Below are 17,094 nucleotides of genomic sequence, written 5' to 3' on the forward strand. Positions count from 1 at the left end.
TTCCGAACCCGGAAGCTAAGCCTCACAGCGCCGATGGTACTGCAGGGGGGACCCTGTGGGAGAGTAGGACGCCGCCGAACAATCATTCCAAAGAAGCCCTGACCGGTCACCGGTCAGGGCTTCTTTGCGTTGTCCCCGGATTTACCGGATTTACCGGGTTCACCGGTAGCGGTTTAACGGGTTTACAGCGCGAGCTTGAATCCGAAGTGGGACTGGACGAAACCGAGGCGCTCGTAGAAGCGGTGGGCGTCGGTGCGGGTCGCGTCGGAGGTGAGCTGGACGAGGTCGGCGCCGAGTTCGCGGGAGCGGTCGATCGCCCAGGTGATCAGCTCGCTGCCGAGGCCCGTACCGCGTTCGTCGGCGTGGATCCGGACGCCCTCGATGATGGTCCGGGTCGAGCCCTTCCGGGAGAGGCCGGGGACGACGGTCAGCTGGAGGGTGCCGATGGTCCGGCCGGCGCGCTCGGCGACGACCAGGTTCTGGTGCGGGTCGCTGTCGATGGCGGCGAAGGCGGTCAGGTACGGGGTGAGGTCGTCGGGGCTCTCGCGGGTGGCGCCCAGCGGGTCGTCGGCGAGCATGGCCACTATCGCGGGCAGGTCGTCGGAGGTGGCGCGGCGGATCGTCAGGTCGTTCATGATCACAGCGTAAGCCGCGGCCCGCAGGGCCCCGATACAGCCCTCCGGCCACCCTCCCCTTCCCCATCTGACCCATCTGCCCCGGAAGAGGCGGGGGCGGCCGTCCAGCGGCCGTCCCCGCCCCTCTGGTGGGGTGATCCGGCGTCACCCACCCGGTGTCGCGCTGGTGATGACGGCGAAGACCGCGCCGTGCGGGTCGATCAGCTGGGCGAGGCGGCCGACGCCGTGGACGTCCATCGCCGCGATCCGGGCGGTGGCGCCGAGCCGTTCGGCGGTGGCGAGGCTCGCGTCGACGTCGGACACCTCGAAGTAGGGGAGCCAGTGCGAGCCGGTGCCGGCGGCGGTCTGCTCGGGGCCGAGCTGCATGATGCCGCCCAGGGCGTCGGCGGTGCCGCCGCCGGCCGGGGTGAGCACGGTGTACATGAGGCCGTCGATCGGGACGTCCTGCTCCTGCCAGCCGAAGACCGACCGGTAGAACGCCTTCGCGGCCTCGGCGTCGACGCTGTAGCACTCGGCCCAGCAGAACGTGCCCTGCTCCGTGACGGCGTCCAGGCCGACGGTGTCGTGCGGCTGCCAGACGGCGAACCCGGCCCCGGTGGGGTCGGTGTAGCCGCCCATCCGGCCGGCGCCGAGGACGTCGAACGGGCGGAACCGGACCCGGCCGCCGGCCTGCTCGACGAGCTCGGTGGTGCGGTCGGCGTCGACGGTGCAGAAGTAGACCGTCCAGGCGGGCGGGGCGCCCTCCTCGGTGGGCGGGCCGAGCGCCGCGACCGTCCGGCCCTCCTGCCGGAGGAAGCCGTAGCCGCCCGCCTCGGGGCCGGCGGAGACGAAGGTCCAGCCGAACAGGCCGGTGTAGAAGTCGGCGGAGGCCCGGATGTCCGGGCTGCCGAGGTCGAGCCAGTTGGGGGAGCCGGGGACGAAGGCGGTGGTGAGCATGTCGGCGCTGCTCCTCGGGCGGGCCCGCCGGTGGCACGGGCGCAGGCGGTGCCCCCCTCTGCCACTCCCCAGGGTGGCACCGGAGGAGGGTTTGTCGCACCCGGGCGGTACGGTGCGTAGCGGATGGTGCACCCGTACCGGTAGAGGGGGCCCCGGTGGCCAGGCAGACACAGGACGGCCAGGCGAGCCCGCCGCGCCAGCTCGCCCAGGTGGAGGGCGTGCTGGAGCGGATCACGTACGCCAACGAGGAGACGGGCTACACCGTGGCCCGGGTGGACACCGGGCGTGGCGGGAACGACCTGCTGACGGTGGTGGGCGCGCTGCTGGGGGCGCAGCCGGGGGAGTCGCTGCGGCTGCACGGGCGGTGGGGCTCGCACCCGCAGTACGGCAAGCAGTTCGTGGTGGAGAACTACACGACGGTGCTGCCGGCCACCGTCCAGGGCATCCAGCGCTACCTCGGCTCGGGGTTGATCAAGGGGATCGGGCCGCGGTTCGCCGAGCGGATCGTGGAGCGGTTCGGGGTGGACACCCTGGAGGTGATCGAGACCGAGCCGGGCCGGCTGATCGAGGTGCCCGGCCTGGGGCCGAAGCGGACGAAGAAGATCGCGGCGGCCTGGGAGGAGCAGAAGTCCATCAAGGAGGTGATGGTCTTCCTGCAGGGGGTCGGGGTGTCGACCTCCCTGGCGGTGCGGATCTTCAAGCAGTACGGGGACGGCTCGATCGGGGTGGTGAAGAACGAGCCGTACCGGCTCGCCTCGGACGTGTGGGGCATCGGGTTCCTGACGGCCGACCGGATCGCGCAGGCGGTGGGCATCCCGCACGACAGTCCGGAGCGGGTGAAGGCGGGGCTGCAGTACGCGCTGTCGCAGAGCACCGATCAGGGGCACTGCTACCTGCCGGAGGAGCGGCTGATCGCGGACGGGGTGAAGCTGCTCCAGGTGGACGTCGGGCTGGTGATCGACTCCCTGGCGGAGCTGGTGGCGGCGGAGGGGGTGGTGCGGGAGTCGGTGCCGGGGGACGGCGGCGAGTCGATCACCGCGGTGTACCTGGTGCCGTTCCACCGGGCGGAGATCTCGCTCGCCAACCAGCTGCTGCGGCTGCTGCGGGCGGACTCGGACCGGATGCCGTGGTTCGCGGACGTGGACTGGCCGGCGGCGCTGGGCTGGCTGGCCAAGCGGACGGGAGCGGATCTGGCGCCGGAGCAGGAGCAGTCGGTGCGGTTGGCGCTGACCGAGAAGGTCGCGGTGCTGACGGGCGGTCCGGGCTGTGGCAAGTCGTTCACGGTGAAGTCGATCGTGACGCTGGCGCTGGCGAAGCGGGCGAAGGTGGTGCTGGCGGCGCCGACCGGCCGGGCGGCGAAGCGGCTCTCGGAGCTGACCGGGGTGGAGGCGTCGACGGTGCACCGGCTGCTGGAGCTGCGGCCCGGCGGTGACGCGGCCTACGACCGGGACCGTCCGCTGGACGCCGACCTGGTGGTGGTGGACGAGGCCTCGATGCTGGATCTGATCCTGGCGAACAAGCTGGTCAAGGCGGTGGCGCCGGGCGCGCACCTGCTGTTCGTGGGGGATGTGGACCAGCTGCCGTCGGTCGGCGCCGGCGAGGTGCTGCGGGACCTGCTGGCGCAGGACGGCCCGATCCCGTCGGTCCGGTTGACCAGGATCTTCCGGCAGGCGCAGCAGTCCGGGGTGGTGACCAACGCGCACCGGATCAACGAGGGGCTGCCGCCGCTGACCGAGGGCCTGACGGACTTCTTCCTGTTCGTGGAGGACGACGCCGAGCGGGCGGCCGGGCTGACGGTGGACGTGGTGGCGCGGCGGATCCCGCAGCGGTTCGGCTTCGACGCGCGGCGGGAGGTGCAGGTGCTGGCGCCGATGCACCGGGGGCCGGCGGGGGCGGGCAACCTGAACACGCTGCTGCAGGCGGCGGTGACGCCGGCCCGGGAGGGGCTGGCGGAGCGCCGGTTCGGCGGCCGCACCTTCCGGGTGGGGGACAAGGTCACGCAGATCAGGAACAACTACGACAAGGGGCGGAACGGCGTCTTCAACGGCACCGTGGGAGTGGTGACGTCGCTCAGCGTGGACGACCAGCGCCTGACGGTGCTCACCGACGAGGACGAGGAGGTGCCGTACGACTTCGACGAGCTGGACGAGCTGGCGCACGCGTACGCGGTGACGATCCATCGCTCGCAGGGCAGCGAGTACCCCGTGGTGGTGATTCCGGTCACCACGTCCGCATGGACGATGCTCCAGCGGAACCTGCTTTACACCGCTGTGACCAGGGCGCGGAAACTCGTTGTGCTGGTGGGGTCACGCAAGGCGATCGCTCAGGCCGTTCGGGCTGTCAGTGCAGGTCGGAGGCATGCTGCGCTGGACCATCGGCTGGCTGCTGGATGATTCTCCAACGGATGGTTGCCTCTAGTGTTCTCTTGACGTGAAGAGATTTACGGCAGAGCCTAGTGTGGTGCCGATCTTGTCCGGTTCGTACCGGCTGCGGCGGCAGGTTTTGTAGGGGCGGCTCCTTTCGGGCCACCCCGGGTGCGCGTCTGTCCTCCAGATGGGGGATGGTAGAGACAGTCAGGGCACCTTGGAAGAGGATTCATTTCGTCGGTGAGGAAGACGTGAGCGACAACTCGGTAGTACTGCGGTACCAGGACGGCGAGTACGAGTACCCCGTCGTCGAGAGCACTGCGGGCAACGCCGGCTTCGACATCTCGAAGCTGCTCCCGCAGACCGGCCTGGTCACCCTGGACAACGGCTTCGGTAACACCGCCGCGTACAAGTCCGCGATCACCTTCGTGGACGGCGACAACGGCATCCTGCGGTACCGCGGCTACCCGATCGAGCAGCTCGCCGAGCAGGCCAGCTTCATCGAGACCGCGTACCTCCTGATCAACGGTGAGCTGCCGACGGCCGACCAGCTGGCGGAGTTCAACACCGAGATCACCCAGCACACCCTGCTGCACGAGGACGTCAAGCGCTTCTACCAGGGCTTCCCGCGCGATGCCCACCCGATGGCGATGCTGTCCTCGGTGGTCGGTGCGCTGTCCACCTTCTACCAGGACAGCCACAACCCGTTCGACGCCGCCCAGCGCCACCTGTCGACGGTGCGCCTGCTGGCGAAGCTGCCGACGATCGCGGCCTACGCGTACAAGAAGTCGGTCGGCCAGCCGTTCGTCTACCCGCGCAACGACCTGAGCTACGTGGAGAACTTCCTCCGGATGACCTTCGCGGTCCCGGCTCAGGACTACGAGATCAACCCGGTCATCGTCAACGCGCTGGACAAGCTGCTGATCCTGCACGCGGACCACGAGCAGAACTGCTCGACCTCCACGGTCCGCCTGGTGGGCTCCAGCCACGCCAACCAGTTCGCCTCCATCTCGGCCGGCATCTCGGCGCTCTGGGGCCCGCTGCACGGTGGCGCCAACCAGGCCGTGCTGGAGATGCTGGAGAGCATCCAGCAGGACGGCGGCGACGTCGACTCGTTCATTCGCAAGGTGAAGAACCGCGAGGACGGCGTCAAGCTGATGGGCTTCGGCCACCGCGTGTACAAGGCGTTCGACCCGCGCGCCGCGCAGGTCAAGCTCCTGGCGCACGAGGTGCTCGGCCAGCTCGGCAAGTCCGACGAGCTGCTCGACATCGCGCTGAAGCTGGAGGAGCACGCGCTCAACGACGACTTCTTCATCTCGCGCAAGCTGTACCCGAACGTGGACTTCTACACCGGCCTGATCTACCGCGCCATGGGCTTCCCGACCAGCATGTTCACCGTGCTGTTCGCCCTCGGCCGGCTGCCGGGCTGGATCGCCCACTGGCACGAGATGATCAACGACCCGACCAGCCGGATCGGCCGTCCGCGGCAGATCTACACGGGCACCGCGATCCGTGACTACGTCGCCCTCGGCGACCGCTGACACCTGCGCTGAGAGGGCCCGGCCGCACTGTGCGGCCGGGCCCTTGTGCGTCCGCCCGCGCGGGTGGCGGGGCGGAGCGGAAACGTACGGCGCACGACTCCGGGGCGGTGCAGCCCGGGACGGCCGCTCAAAGCGTCCCTGGCCCGCCACACCCCGGCGCCGTGCGCGAAGGCCGCCGAGTGCAGGCGGCCGACCCGGGGCCCGCCGGAGCCCCGTCGGCGGCAGTGGTGTCCCGCGGTGGCGTGAAGCCGTTCGCCACGCCGCCGCCCACCGATAAAAACTGCCGCACTACCAACCTAAGACGTATCAGGGTGTGAGAAGTTACGCCCGGGGGGTGTGAGCTGCCTCTCGCCACGCTCCGTGTCCGTCTGGTATCGCGCCCATACCACATCATCCACCGCGGGTTACGTCACCCTCCCCGCAGTCACGGCAACCGAGCGTGATAGGAATCGTGGCATTCCGGTACGGACCGTCCCGCACCCTCGCAGCGTGGCGGCGGAACTGGGGAGGGAGTGCGCAGATGACCAGGAACGTCGTTGTCACCGGCGGTGGCACGGGAATCGGGTACGAGGTGGCGCGGCGGTTCGCCGAGGCGGGCGAACGGGTCGTGATCGTCGGCCGCCGGCGGGCGGTGCTCGAGAAGGCCGCCGCCGACCTGGGGTCGAACGTCACCACGCTGGTCTGCGACCTCGCCGACCCGGACGCGGTCGAGGCGGCGCTCGCCGAACTGCCCGAGCGGATCGACGTGCTGGTGAACAACGCCGGCAGCCGGGAGACGGTGATCGGCGCCGGGCCGCACGCCCTGCTGGCCCGCTGGCGGGGCGACTTCGAGCGCAACGTGCTGACCGTGGTGCTGCTCACCGAGTCCATCCGCGACCGGCTCACCCCCGGCTCCGGCCGGGTGGTCACCATCAGCTCGATCGCCGCGCTGCGCGGCGCCGGCTCCTTCGGGGCGGCCAAGGCCTCGCTGCACGCCTGGAACCACTTCCTGGCGGCCCAGCTCGGCACCTCGGGCATCACCGCCAACATCGTCGCCCCGGGGACGGTGGCGGGCACCGAGTTCTTCGGGCCGCGGCTGGACGAGGCCGAGGTCTCCCGCCGGGCGGCGCGGACGCTGCTGGGGCGGGTCGGCGAGACCGGCGAGGTCGCGGCGGCGGTCTACTTCCTGGCCTCCGCCGAGGCCGGGTTCATCACCGGCGAGATCCTGCACTGTAACGGCGGCGAGCTGCTCGGCCGCTGAGCCGGCGCCTGAGCCGGCGCCTGAGCCGGGTCGGGTCGGCTCGGGTTGGCTCGGGTCAGGCAAAGCCGAGGGGCCCGTACCGCGTGGCGCGGTACGGGCCCCTCGGCACAGGCGGGCACAGGCGGGCGCAGGTGGGCTCGGGCGCTTCAGGCGGCCTGGAAGCGCCGCAGCCGGAGGCTGTTGGTGACCACGAAGACCGAGGAGAAGGCCATCGTGGCACCGGCGATCATCGGGTTGAGCAGCCCGGCCGCGGCGAGCGGGATCGCCGCGACGTTGTAGCCGAAGGCCCAGAACAGGTTGCCCCTGATGGTGGCCAGGGTGCGCCGGGAGAGCCGGATCGCGTCGGCGGCCGAGCGGAGGTCGCCGCGGACCAGGGTGAGGTCGCCGGCCTCGATGGCGGCGTCCGTCCCGGTGCCCATGGCGAGGCCCAGATCGGCCTGGGCGAGGGCGGCGGCGTCGTTGACCCCGTCGCCGACCATCGCGACCGACCGGCCCTCGGCCTGCAGCCGCTTGACGGTCTCGACCTTCTCCTCCGGCAGCACCTCGGCGATCACGTCCTGCGCGGCGATGCCGACCTCGGCCGCGACGGCCTCGGCGACGAGCCGGTTGTCGCCGGTCAGCAGGACCGGCCGCAGCCCCAGCGCCCGCAGTGCGGCGATCGCCTCGGCGCTGGTCGGCTTGACCGCGTCGGCGACCTCCAGGACGGCCCGCGCCCTGCCGTCCCAGCCGACCGCGACGGCGGTGCGCCCGGCGGCCTCGGCGGCGGCCTTGGCGGCCTTCAGCGGCTCGGGCAGCCGCTGGGACCAGTCGGCCAGCAGCGCCTCGCGCCCGGCGACCACGGCGTGGCCCTCGACGACGCCCTGCACGCCGAGGCCGGGGATGTTCTCGAAGCCCTCGACGGCGGGCAGTTCACCCGTCCGCTCGGCGGCGGCCGCGGCGATCGCGGCGGCGATCGGGTGCTCGGAGGCGTGCTCCAGGGCGCCGGCCAGCCGCAGGGCCTCGGTCTCGGTGACGCCCTCGGCGGTGTGGACGGCGGCGAGCGCCATCCGGCCGGTGGTGACGGTGCCGGTCTTGTCGAGGACGATGGTGTCCACCTTGCGGGTGGTCTCCAGCACCTCGGGGCCCTTGATCAGGATGCCCAGCTGGGCGCCGCGCCCGGTGCCGACCATCAGCGCGGTCGGGGTGGCCAGGCCGAGGGCGCACGGGCAGGCGATGATCAGGACGGCGACGGCGGCGGTGAACGCCTCGGTCGGGCTGCTGGAGACCAGCAGCCAGCCGACCAGGGTGCCCAGCGCGATCAGGATGACGACCGGGACGAAGACGGCGGAGATCCGGTCGGCGAGCCGCTGGGCGGCGGCCTTGCCGTTCTGGGCCTCCTCGACCATCCGGGCCATCCGGGCCAGCTGGGTGTCGGCGCCGATCCGGGTGGCCTCGACCACCAGGCGGCCGCCGGCGTTGACGGTGGCGCCGGTGACGGGGTCGCCGACCGCGACCTCCACGGGCACGGACTCGCCGGTCAGCATGGAGGCGTCCACCGCGGAGGCGCCCTCGACGACCACGCCGTCGGTGGCGATCTTCTCGCCCGGGCGGACCACGAAGCGGGTGCCGACGGCCAGCTGGGATACCGGGATCCGGATCTCGCGGCCCTGCTGGAGGACGGCCACGTCCTTGGCGCCGAGGTCGAGCAGGGCGTGCAGGGCGGCGCCGGCCCGGCGCTTGGAGCGGGCCTCCAGGTAGCGGCCGAGCAGGATCAGGACGGTGACGGCGGCGGCGGTCTCCAGGTAGAGGGTCGAGGAGGCGTCGCTGTCGCCGATCGCGAGGGAGAACTCGTGCCGCATCCCCGGCATACCCGCATGGCCCCAGAACAGCGCCCAGAAGGACCAGCCGAAGGCGGCCAGGGTGCCCAGCGAGACCAGGGTGTCCATGGTCGCGGCGCCGTGCTTGAGGTTGGTCCAGGCGGCCCGGTGGAAGGGCAGCCCGCCGTAGACGACGACCGGGCCGGTGAGGGCGAAGGCCAGCCACTGCCAGTTGTTGAACTGCAGTGAGGGGATCATCGACAGCATGACCACCGGGACGCTGAGGACGGCGGAGATCAGCAGCCGGTCGAGCAGCGGGTCGGCGGCCGGCTCGGCGGGCTCGGAGGCCTCGGCGGAGGGGGCGGCGGCCGGCGGCGGGGGCAGCTCGGCGGTGTACCCGGTGTTCTCGACGGTGGCGATGAGGTCGGCGACGCTCACCCCGGACCCGAAGTCGACCCGGGCCTTCTCGGTGGCGAAGTTGACGGTGGCCTCGACGCCGTCCATCCGGTTGAGCTTCTTCTCGATCCGGGCCGCGCACGAGGCGCAGGTCATCCCGCCGATCGACAGTTCGACGCGGTCCCGCACGGCCGCCTGGGCGCCCTCGGGGCTCTGGCCGCCTATGCCGGCGGCCGCACCCGGGGCGGTGGCGCCCGGTGTGGAGGTGCTCATGCTGATCAGCTCCTTGATGAGAGCGTACGGCGGGGGCGCCGGGTCCGTCCGGTTCGGCCCCCGCGGTACGGCAGCGGGATCAGGCGGACCGGCCGACCAGCTCGAAGCCGGCCTCGTCGACGGCGGCGCGGATCAGCTCGTCGTCCAGCGGGGCGGCGGAGGAGACCCGGACGGTGCCGGCCTTGGCGTCGGCGGCCACCTCGGTCACGCCGGTCAGGGAGGAGAGCTCCTTGCTGACCGAGTTCTCGCAATGGCCGCAGCTCATGCCGGTCACGGTGTAGGTGATGGTGCTGGACATCGGGGCCTCCGGGAGGTCTGCGGCCGCGGGCCTTTCGCGCCCGGGCTCTGATTCTGACAACACCATACCCCCAAGGGGTATTCCTGAGGGTAGTGGGTGGTGTGGCGTGGATCGCATCGGGATGCGATCCGAGTGCAGAGCGTATGCGCCTGAACACGCTGCGCCCGAATCCGCGCCGCGCGGGGCGGGCGGATTCGGGCGCAGCGGGTCCGCGGCCGGGGTGCGGGTTTGGCTAGGCCCTGTCCTGGGCTCGGAGATGGGCGGGTGGGGTTCGCGGGCGTCCGTTATGTTCGATATGTGTCACCGAACCGCGGACCCCAGTCGCCTGCGGCCCCGCCGTACTCCGGGCTGCCCGAGGGCAAGCGGCGCGGCGCCCTGCTGGCCGCCGACCTCCAGGACGTGCCGTTCTGGCGGCGGGCCGCACCCGCGGGGATCTCCATCATGGCGGTGGCGCTCGCCGACCTGATCTCCGGCAAGGACCGCTACCTGGCGCCGCTGATGATCGTCGTCCCGACCATCGCCGCGCTCACCCTCAAGCCGCTCGAACTGCTGCTGGTCTGCTCGTTCGGCCTCTTCGCGGTGTTCGGGCTCAGCCACTTCGACCAGGTCGACACCGTCAACGACGAGCGCTTCCTCTACGGCGCGATGCTCAGCTACCTGCTGCTGACGGTGTTCTCCGCCTGGGTGGCCAAGATCAGGATGCGGCGGGCGGCGGCCTTCGCGGCGGTCAGCTCGGTGGCCGAGGCCGCTCAGCGCGCACTGCTGCGGCTGCCCGGACCGGTGGTCGGGCCGCTGCACCTGGCGGTGCGCTACGTCTCCGCCGCCGACGCCTCACGCATCGGCGGGGACCTCTACTCGGTGCTGGAGACCCCGCACGGCACCCGGGTGGTGGTCGGTGACGTCCGGGGCAAGGGGCTCGGCGCGGTGCAGACCGCCGCCGTGGTGCTCGGTGCCTTCCGGGAGGCCGCGTACGACGAGGCCGGGCTGCGCGGGGTGGCCGGGCGGGTCGAGGCCAGCGTCGAGCGGCACGCGCCGGACGGCGAGTTCACCACCGCGCTGTTCGCCGAGTTCCGCACCCCGGAGGTGATGGAGCTGCTGCAGTACGGGCACGTGCCGCCGATCCGGGTGGAGCCGGACGGGGGTGTGCACGTGCTGCACGCCCCCGACCCCTGGGTACCGCTCGGTCTGGGCCGGCTGGCCGTGGGGGAGCCCACCACCTGGGGCCAGCCGTTCGGCGACCAGGACGTGCTGGTGCTCTGCACGGACGGGGTGATCGAGGCCCGGCACCGGCGCAACGGCGAGTTCTACCCGCTGGCGGAGCGGGTCGGCCCGCTGGTCCGGGACGCGGCCCGCTCCTCGGCGGAGCTGGAGGCGGCGGTCGGCCGGGTCTACGCCGACCTGCTGGAGCACGCCGGCGGGGAACTGGGGGACGACGCGCTGCTGCTGCTGATCACCCGGACCGACCGGCTCCAGGGTGCGCCCGGCCCGCGGTGACCTCCGCGAGGGCGCGGAAGAGCAGGGCGGTGGAGGTCGCGCCCGGGTCCTGGTGGCCGACGCTGCGCGGGCCCAGGTAGGAGGCGCGGCCCTTGCGGGCCTGGAGCGGCACGGTGTCCAGCGCGCCCTGCTCGGCCGCGTCGGCGGCCGCGCCGCAGGCCCGCGGCAGGTCTTCGCCGGCCTCCACCGCCTGCCGGTAGGCGGCCAGCGCCGGGGTGTACGCGTCCACGATGGTCTTGTCGCCGGGCTCGGCCTTGCCGAGGGCGCGGACCGCCGCCAGGCCCGCAGCCAGCGCCTCGCCGAGCGCGGCCGGATCGGCGGCCGGGCCGTCCAGGGCGGCGCCCAGCGCGCGGAAGGCCTTGCCGTACAGCGGGCCGGACGCACCGCCGACCTTGGAGATCAGCGTGCTGCCGGTCCTGGTCAGCAGCGCACCCGGGCCGACCGGCTCCAGGCCGTCCAGGGCGGTCAGCACGGCGGAGAAGCCGCGCTGGAGGTTGCTGCCGTGGTCGCCGTCGCCGATCGCCGAGTCCAGCTCGGTCAGCTCGCCCTGCCGCTGCTCGACGGCGGCGGCGACGGCGCGGACCCAGGCCTCGGCCAGGGCGGTGTCGAAGTCCATGGGGCTCCCCTTCCTCCGGTGCTCAGGCCCGCTTGAGGGCGGGGGTGTCGACGGGGGCGTCCCACAGCTCCAGCAGCCGGGCGTCCGCCTTCGTCAGGGTGAGCGAGAAGCCCGCCATGTCCAGGCTGGTCACGTAGTTGCCGACCAGGCTGCGGGCGACGGTGATGCCGCGCCCGGACAACCGGGCGGCGACCTCGCCGAAGACGATGTACAGCTCCAGCAGCGGCGTCCCGCCGAGGCCGTTCAGCAGGGCGATCACCTCGTCGCCCGCGCCCAGGTGGTGGTCCGCGAGCACGGTGTCGACCACCTCGGCCGCCAGCTCCCGGGCCGGGCGGAGCTTCTCGCGGCGCCGGCCGGGCTCGCCGTGGATGCCGACGCCGACCTCGATCTCGTCCTCCGGCAGGTCGAAGCCCGGCTTGCCGGCCGCCGGGACGGTCGCCGCGGTCAGCGCGACGGCGAAGGAGCGGGAGGCCGCGTCGACCTGCTCGCCCACCTCGGCCACCTCGGCCAGCGGTGCGCCGCGCTCGGCCAGCGCGCCGGCGATCTTCTCCACCATGACGGTGGCGCCGGTGCCCCGGCGGCCCGCCGTCCAGGTGGAGTCCTCGACCGCGACGTCGTCGTCGACCAGCACCGTGCGGACCTCGATGCCCTCCTCGGCGGCGAGCTCGGCGGCCAGCTCGAAGTTCATCACGTCGCCGGTGTAGTTCTTCACCACGAAGACCACCCCGGCGCCGCTGTCCACGGCCTTGGCGGCGGCCAGCATCTGGTCCGGGACGGGCGAGGTGAAGACCTCGCCGGGGCAGGCCGCGTCCAGCATGCCGGGGCCGACGAAGCCGCCGTGCAGCGGCTCGTGGCCCGACCCGCCGCCCGAGATCAGGGCGACCTTGGCGGCCGTCGGACGGACGGCGCGGGTGATCACCCGGTTCGCCACGTCGACCACCAACTCCGGGTGGGCGGCGGCGACTCCGGCCAGCGCGTCCTCCAGGACGCTCTCCGGGGTGTTGATCAGCTTCTTCAAAGCGCTTCGCTCCCTCGGCAGACGGTGCTGCCCCGACGCTACGCCAGACGGGGGTGGCGGGCACGGGTCGCGACACGCGCCGGGCGGGTCTCCCGGATCACCCGGTAGGCGTAGGGCAGGCGTCGTAGGGTCGACGGCATGAGCGACTACGTGGGCATCGTCCTGGTCTCGCACAGCGCGCAGTTGGCCGCCGGACTGCGCGAGCTGCTGCGGGAACTCGCCTCGGACGCGGTGCGGGTGGTGGTCGCGGCCGGGACGGAGGACGGCGGGCTCGGCACCAGCTACGACCTGATCGCCCGGGCCGTCGCGGAGGCGGACGGCGGAGCGGGCGTGGTGGTGCTGCCGGACCTCGGCAGCTCGGTGCTCACCGCCGTCACCGTGCTGGAGGACGCGCCGCGCCCCGGTGCGGTGCTGGTGGACGCGCCGTTCGTGGAGGGCGCCGTCGCGGCGGCCGTCACCGCCTCCGCCGGGGCGGCGCTGGCGGAGGTGGTCGCGGCGGCCGAGGAGGCGCGGACCTTCCGCAAGGTGTGACGGGCCCCGGCGGCTACTTGGCGTCGGCGTAGCAGTCGACCACCGCCGTGCTCAGCGGGAACCGCACCGGGGTGTCCCCGAACACCAGCAGCCGGGCCTCCTCGGCCGCCTCGGCGACGGCGGCGGCCACCTCGTCGGCGAGGTTCGCCGGCGTGTGCACCACCACCTCGTCGTGCTGGAAGAACACCAGGTGCGGCCGCTCGGCCGGGCCGGGCGCCGGCAGCGCGGACAGCCGCCGGCGCAGCGCGGCGAGCAGCGCCAGCGCCCAGTCGGCCGCACTGGCCTGGATGACGAAGTTGCGGGTGAAGCGGCCCCGGGCGCGGGCCGAACGGCCGCCCGCGTCCCCGGCGTTCTCCGGTGCCTCGGTGAGGTCGAGCCAGTCGGCGGAGGGCGGCGGGCAGGCCCGGCCCAGCCGGGAGACCACCACACCGCCGTCCTCACCCGTGCGGGCCGCCGCCTCGACGTAGCCCATCGCGGCCGGGTAGCGGCGGCGCAGGGTGTTCAGCAGCGGTCCGATGTCGCCGCTGGTCTGCCCGTACATGGCGCCCAGCAGGCCGAGCTTGGCCTTGTCGCGGTCCCCCTGGAAGGCGGAGGCGGCCAGCGCCTCGTACAGGTCGCCGCCGGCGGCGGTGCGGGCCAGGCCGGCGTCCTGGGAGAGGGCCGCCAGCACCCGCGGCTCCAGCTGGGCGGCGTCGGCGACGACCAGCAGCCAGCCCGGGTCGGCGACCACCGCCCGGCGCAGGATGCGCGGGATCTGCAGCGCGCCGCCGCCCCGGCTGGCCCAGCGCCCGGACACCACGCCGCCGACCACGTACTCGGGCCGGAACCGGCCGCCGCGCGCCCAGGCGTCCTGCCAGGCCCAGCCGTGCGCGGCGTGGATCCGGGACAGCTCCTTGTAGCGGATCATCAGCTGCGCGGCCGGGTGGTCCACCGCCTTCAGCTCCCAGGAGCGGGTGGAGCCCAGCTGGATGCCGCGGTCGGCGAACGCGCGCAGCACCTGGGCGTGCGAGTCCGGGTTGAACGGGCGCCCGCCGAGGGACTGCTGGAGTTCGACGGCGAGCTCGGCGAGCAGCCTCGGCTGGGTGCCCGGGAGGGTCGGCCGGGGGCCGAGCAGCTCGGTGAGCAGCCGGTCGTGGATGTCGGTGCGCCAGGGCAGGCCGTCCTCCGCCATCTCGGCGGCCACCAGGGCGCCGGCCGACTCGGCGGCGACCAGCAGCCGGAACCGGGCCCGGGCGCCCGGGTCGGCGATCGCGGCCAGTCGGCGCTGCTGCTCGGCGTGCACGGCCACCACGGCGGCCAGGGCGTCCGCTCCGGGCGGGAGTTGCAGGCGGTCGGGGGCGAACAGGGTGTCCTGGCCGTCCCCGGACTCGGTGGACCCGGGCTCGGGCAGATCGGCCGGGACGGGCAGGCCCTTCAGCCGGGCCCAGGCAGCGCCCAGCGAGCGGGGGGCGCCGAACCGGCCCTCGTGGGCCAGCAGCAGCGCCTCGACCAGCCGCAGGTCGTGGCAGCGGGCGAGCCGCTCCGGCAGCCGGGGCAGCAGCGGAGCGTACGCGCTGTCGGCGGACGCCCAGACCCAGCGCACCGCGCCCTGCTGCTCGGCGGCGGCGACGGCGGAGGCCAGGTCCGGTGCGGGCAGGGGCGGGCCGAGCGGTGCGCCCGCCTCGTCGAGCGGCTGGAGCCGGCCGCCGGGGCCGTGCGGGTCGGGAACGAGGGCGATCCGGGGTGCCATCGGGCTCCTCCTCTCGGGCGTACGGGCGTGCGACCTCGACGGTAACCGGTGGGTACGACAACCCGCGGCAGCCGCTCGGCGTGGTCGGCCGGGGGGCCGTAGGCAGCGCCGGTGACAGCGCGTAGGGTCGGCGAAATGACCGAGAATCCGTTCTTCAAGGCCAGCACCCTGGTCTATGAACTGCCGCCCTTCGCCGAGATCCGGGAGGAGCACTACCTGCCCGCGTTCGAGCGGGGGATGGCCGAGCAGCTGGCCGAGATCGCCGAGATCACCGCCAACCCCGAGGCGCCGAGCTTCGACAACACGCTGATCGCGCTGGAGCGCTCCGGCGCGTTGCTGCGCCGGGTGGGCGCGGTCTTCTTCAACCAGGCCTCCTCCGACACGACCCCGGGCATCGACCTGGTCGACGCCGAGGTGAGCCCGAAGATCGCCGCGCACACCGACGCGATCCACCTGGACGCCGAGCTGTTCGCCCGGATCGAGGAGCTGTACGAGCGGCGCGGCGAACTGGGCCTGGACGCCGAGTCGCTGCGGCTGCTGGAGCGCCGACACACCCGCTTCGTCCGGGCCGGCGCCCGGCTCGGAGCCGCCGAGCAGGCGCGGCTGCGCTCGCTGAACGCCGAACTCGCCACCGCCGCGACCGCGTTCCGGCAGAACATCTCGGCCGACGGCCACGCCCGCGCACTGGTCCTGGACTCCGCCGAGCAGCTCGACGGGCTGTCGCCGGACGCGATCGCCGCCGCGGCGGAGAACGGCCGGGCGCTCGGCCACGAGGGCGCGTACGTCCTGAGCCTGAAGAACTTCTCCAACCAGAGCGAGCTGGCCTTCCTCACCGACCGCTCGGTGCGCGAGCGGCTGATGGAGGCCTCGCTCGGCCGCGCGATCGAGACCAACGGCCCGCTGGCGATCCGGATGTCCGCGCTGCGCGCCGAGCGCGCACAGCTGCTCGGCTACGCGACGCACGCCGCGTACGTGGTGGCGGACGAGACCGCGGGCAGCGTCGAGGCCGTGGACGCGCTGCTGCCGCGGCTGGTGGCGCCGGCCGTCGCCAACGCGGCCCGTGAGGCGGCGGAGCTGGCCAAGGTGGCCGCCGCCGACGGGGTCGAGGAGATCGCCGCGCACGACTGGGCGTACTACTCGGAGCAGGTGCGGCAGGCCGCCTACCAGGTGGACGCGGCCGCGCTGCGCCCGTACTTCGAGCTGGAGCGGGTGCTGCACGACGGCGTCTTCCACGCGGCGGGCCTGGTCTACGGGCTGACCTTCACCGAGCGGCCGGACCTCACCGCGTACCACCCGGACGTGCGGGTCTTCGAGGTGTTCGAGGAGGACGGCGGTTCGCTGGGCCTGTTCCTCGGGGACTTCCACGCCCGGGCGTCCAAGCGCGGCGGCGCCTGGATGGAGGAGCTGGTCACCCAGTCGACGCTGCTGGGCAAGCGGCCGGTGGTGATGAACAACCTGAACGTCGCCCGCCCGGCGCCCGGCGAGCCGGTGCTGCTCTCCTGGGACGAGGTGCGCACGCTGTTCCACGAGTTCGGGCACGCGCTGCACGGGCTCTTCTCCGACGTGCGCTACCCGTACTTCGCGGGCACCGAGGTGCCGCGGGACTTCGTCGAGTTCCCCTCGCAGGTCAACGAGATGTGGATGGTCTGGCCGGCCGTGCTGGCCAACTACGCCAAGCACCACGTGACCGGCGAGCCGCTGCCGGCCGAGCAGGTCGAGCGGATGGCGGCGGCCGAGGGCTTCGGGCAGGGCTTCCGGACGGTGGAGTACCTGGCGGCGGCGCTGCTGGACTGGGCCTGGCACACCGTGCCGGCGGGCCAGGAGATCGCGGACGCCGAGGAGTTCGAGGCGGCGGCACTGGCGAAGGCCGGGCTGGCGGTGGCGGCGATCCCGCCGCGCTACCGGACGGCGTACTTCGCGCACATCTTCGCCGGCGGGTACAGCGCGGGCTACTACGCGTACATCTGGTCGGAGGTGCTGGACGCCGACACGGTGGACTGGTTCCAGGGCAACGGGCGCACGGTGCGGGAGAGCGGCGAGGTGTTCCGGACCGAGCTGCTGTCGCGCGGCGACAGCCGGGACGCGCTGGACTCGTTCCGCGCGGTGGTCGGCCGCGACCCGCGGACCGAGCCGCTGCTGGCGCGCCGGGGGCTGGCTTAGCCCTGATGGCCGTTCCGTTGACGGGGCCCGCCTGGCGGGCCCCGTCTCCGTCGAACGGTCGCGCG

Annotated in this window: 13 protein-coding genes and 1 rRNA gene; 7 read left to right on the forward strand and 7 right to left on the reverse strand. The window is 73.2% G+C overall.

Annotated elements, in window-relative coordinates; genetic code table 11:
- A 5S ribosomal RNA gene (gene rrf, locus ACIGZJ_RS35105) occupies positions 1-80 on the forward strand; the annotation flags it as partial.
- A 102-nt stretch (positions 81-182) separates the two neighbouring features.
- On the opposite strand, the gene ACIGZJ_RS35110 is transcribed toward rrf, so the two are convergent.
- Together ACIGZJ_RS35110 and ACIGZJ_RS35115 are read right to left on the reverse strand one after the other, a co-directional pair.
- Complete coding sequence (locus ACIGZJ_RS35110; protein WP_396461082.1) at positions 183-635, reverse strand: GNAT family N-acetyltransferase; 453 nt, start codon at positions 633-635, stop codon at positions 183-185.
- Positions 636-779: 144 nt separating this feature from the next.
- On the reverse strand, positions 780-1,571 hold the full coding sequence (locus tag ACIGZJ_RS35115; RefSeq protein WP_396461083.1) for a VOC family protein: 792 nt from the start codon (positions 1,569-1,571) through the stop codon (positions 780-782).
- A 155-nt stretch (positions 1,572-1,726) separates the two neighbouring features.
- Between ACIGZJ_RS35115 and ACIGZJ_RS35120 the strand changes: the two genes are divergently transcribed.
- From ACIGZJ_RS35120 to ACIGZJ_RS35130, 3 genes are all read left to right on the forward strand, one after another.
- Positions 1,727-3,964, forward strand: a complete 2,238-nt coding sequence (locus tag ACIGZJ_RS35120) for an ATP-dependent RecD-like DNA helicase (RefSeq protein WP_396461084.1) — start codon at positions 1,727-1,729, stop codon at positions 3,962-3,964.
- 224 nt (positions 3,965-4,188) lie between these two features.
- Positions 4,189-5,478, forward strand: coding sequence for a citrate synthase (locus ACIGZJ_RS35125; protein WP_387941896.1), 1,290 nt, complete (start codon positions 4,189-4,191; stop codon positions 5,476-5,478).
- A 520-nt stretch (positions 5,479-5,998) separates the two neighbouring features.
- Positions 5,999-6,718: an SDR family NAD(P)-dependent oxidoreductase gene (locus tag ACIGZJ_RS35130; protein ID WP_392935569.1), complete on the forward strand. Its 720-nt coding sequence runs from the start codon at positions 5,999-6,001 to the stop codon at positions 6,716-6,718.
- A gap of 146 nt (positions 6,719-6,864) precedes the next feature.
- On the opposite strand, the gene ACIGZJ_RS35135 is transcribed toward ACIGZJ_RS35130, so the two are convergent.
- Both ACIGZJ_RS35135 and ACIGZJ_RS35140 read right to left on the reverse strand, forming a co-directional pair.
- On the reverse strand, positions 6,865-9,183 hold the full coding sequence (locus ACIGZJ_RS35135) for a heavy metal translocating P-type ATPase (protein WP_396461085.1): 2,319 nt from the start codon (positions 9,181-9,183) through the stop codon (positions 6,865-6,867).
- A 79-nt stretch (positions 9,184-9,262) separates the two neighbouring features.
- Entirely contained in the window at positions 9,263-9,481 is a 219-nt protein-coding gene (locus ACIGZJ_RS35140) for a heavy-metal-associated domain-containing protein (protein WP_396461086.1), read from the reverse strand.
- A 297-nt stretch (positions 9,482-9,778) separates the two neighbouring features.
- Here ACIGZJ_RS35140 and ACIGZJ_RS35145 point away from each other — a divergent pair, with 297 nt between their 5' ends.
- Complete coding sequence (locus ACIGZJ_RS35145) at positions 9,779-10,975, forward strand: PP2C family protein-serine/threonine phosphatase (protein WP_396461087.1); 1,197 nt, start codon at positions 9,779-9,781, stop codon at positions 10,973-10,975.
- On the opposite strand, the gene dhaL is transcribed toward ACIGZJ_RS35145, so the two are convergent.
- Both dhaL and dhaK read right to left on the reverse strand, forming a co-directional pair.
- Positions 10,932-11,591, reverse strand: coding sequence for a dihydroxyacetone kinase subunit DhaL (gene dhaL, locus ACIGZJ_RS35150; protein ID WP_396461088.1), 660 nt, complete (start codon positions 11,589-11,591; stop codon positions 10,932-10,934). The two genes, ACIGZJ_RS35145 and dhaL, sit on opposite strands and share 44 nt — an antisense overlap.
- Positions 11,592-11,613: 22 nt before the next feature.
- Positions 11,614-12,609 (reverse strand): dihydroxyacetone kinase subunit DhaK, encoded by a 996-nt coding sequence (gene dhaK / locus ACIGZJ_RS35155; protein WP_396461089.1) that lies wholly within the window; start codon positions 12,607-12,609, stop codon positions 11,614-11,616.
- A 138-nt stretch (positions 12,610-12,747) separates the two neighbouring features.
- Here dhaK and dhaM point away from each other — a divergent pair, with 138 nt between their 5' ends.
- Positions 12,748-13,140 carry a dihydroxyacetone kinase phosphoryl donor subunit DhaM gene (gene dhaM / locus ACIGZJ_RS35160; protein ID WP_396461090.1) on the forward strand — a complete coding sequence of 131 codons (393 nt, stop codon included), beginning with the start codon at positions 12,748-12,750 and terminating at the stop codon, positions 13,138-13,140.
- A gap of 13 nt (positions 13,141-13,153) precedes the next feature.
- Here dhaM and ACIGZJ_RS35165 read toward each other — a convergent pair whose 3' ends face one another.
- Positions 13,154-14,869, reverse strand: coding sequence for a bifunctional 3'-5' exonuclease/DNA polymerase (locus ACIGZJ_RS35165; RefSeq protein WP_396461091.1), 1,716 nt, complete (start codon positions 14,867-14,869; stop codon positions 13,154-13,156).
- A gap of 135 nt (positions 14,870-15,004) precedes the next feature.
- On the opposite strand from ACIGZJ_RS35165, the gene ACIGZJ_RS35170 reads away from it, so the two are divergent.
- Entirely contained in the window at positions 15,005-17,029 is a 2,025-nt protein-coding gene (locus ACIGZJ_RS35170) for a M3 family metallopeptidase (protein ID WP_396461092.1), read from the forward strand.
- Positions 17,030-17,094 lie beyond the last annotated feature (65 nt).

The organism is Kitasatospora sp. NPDC052868 (assembly GCF_044547105.1).
Classification (GTDB): domain Bacteria; phylum Actinomycetota; class Actinomycetes; order Streptomycetales; family Streptomycetaceae; genus Kitasatospora.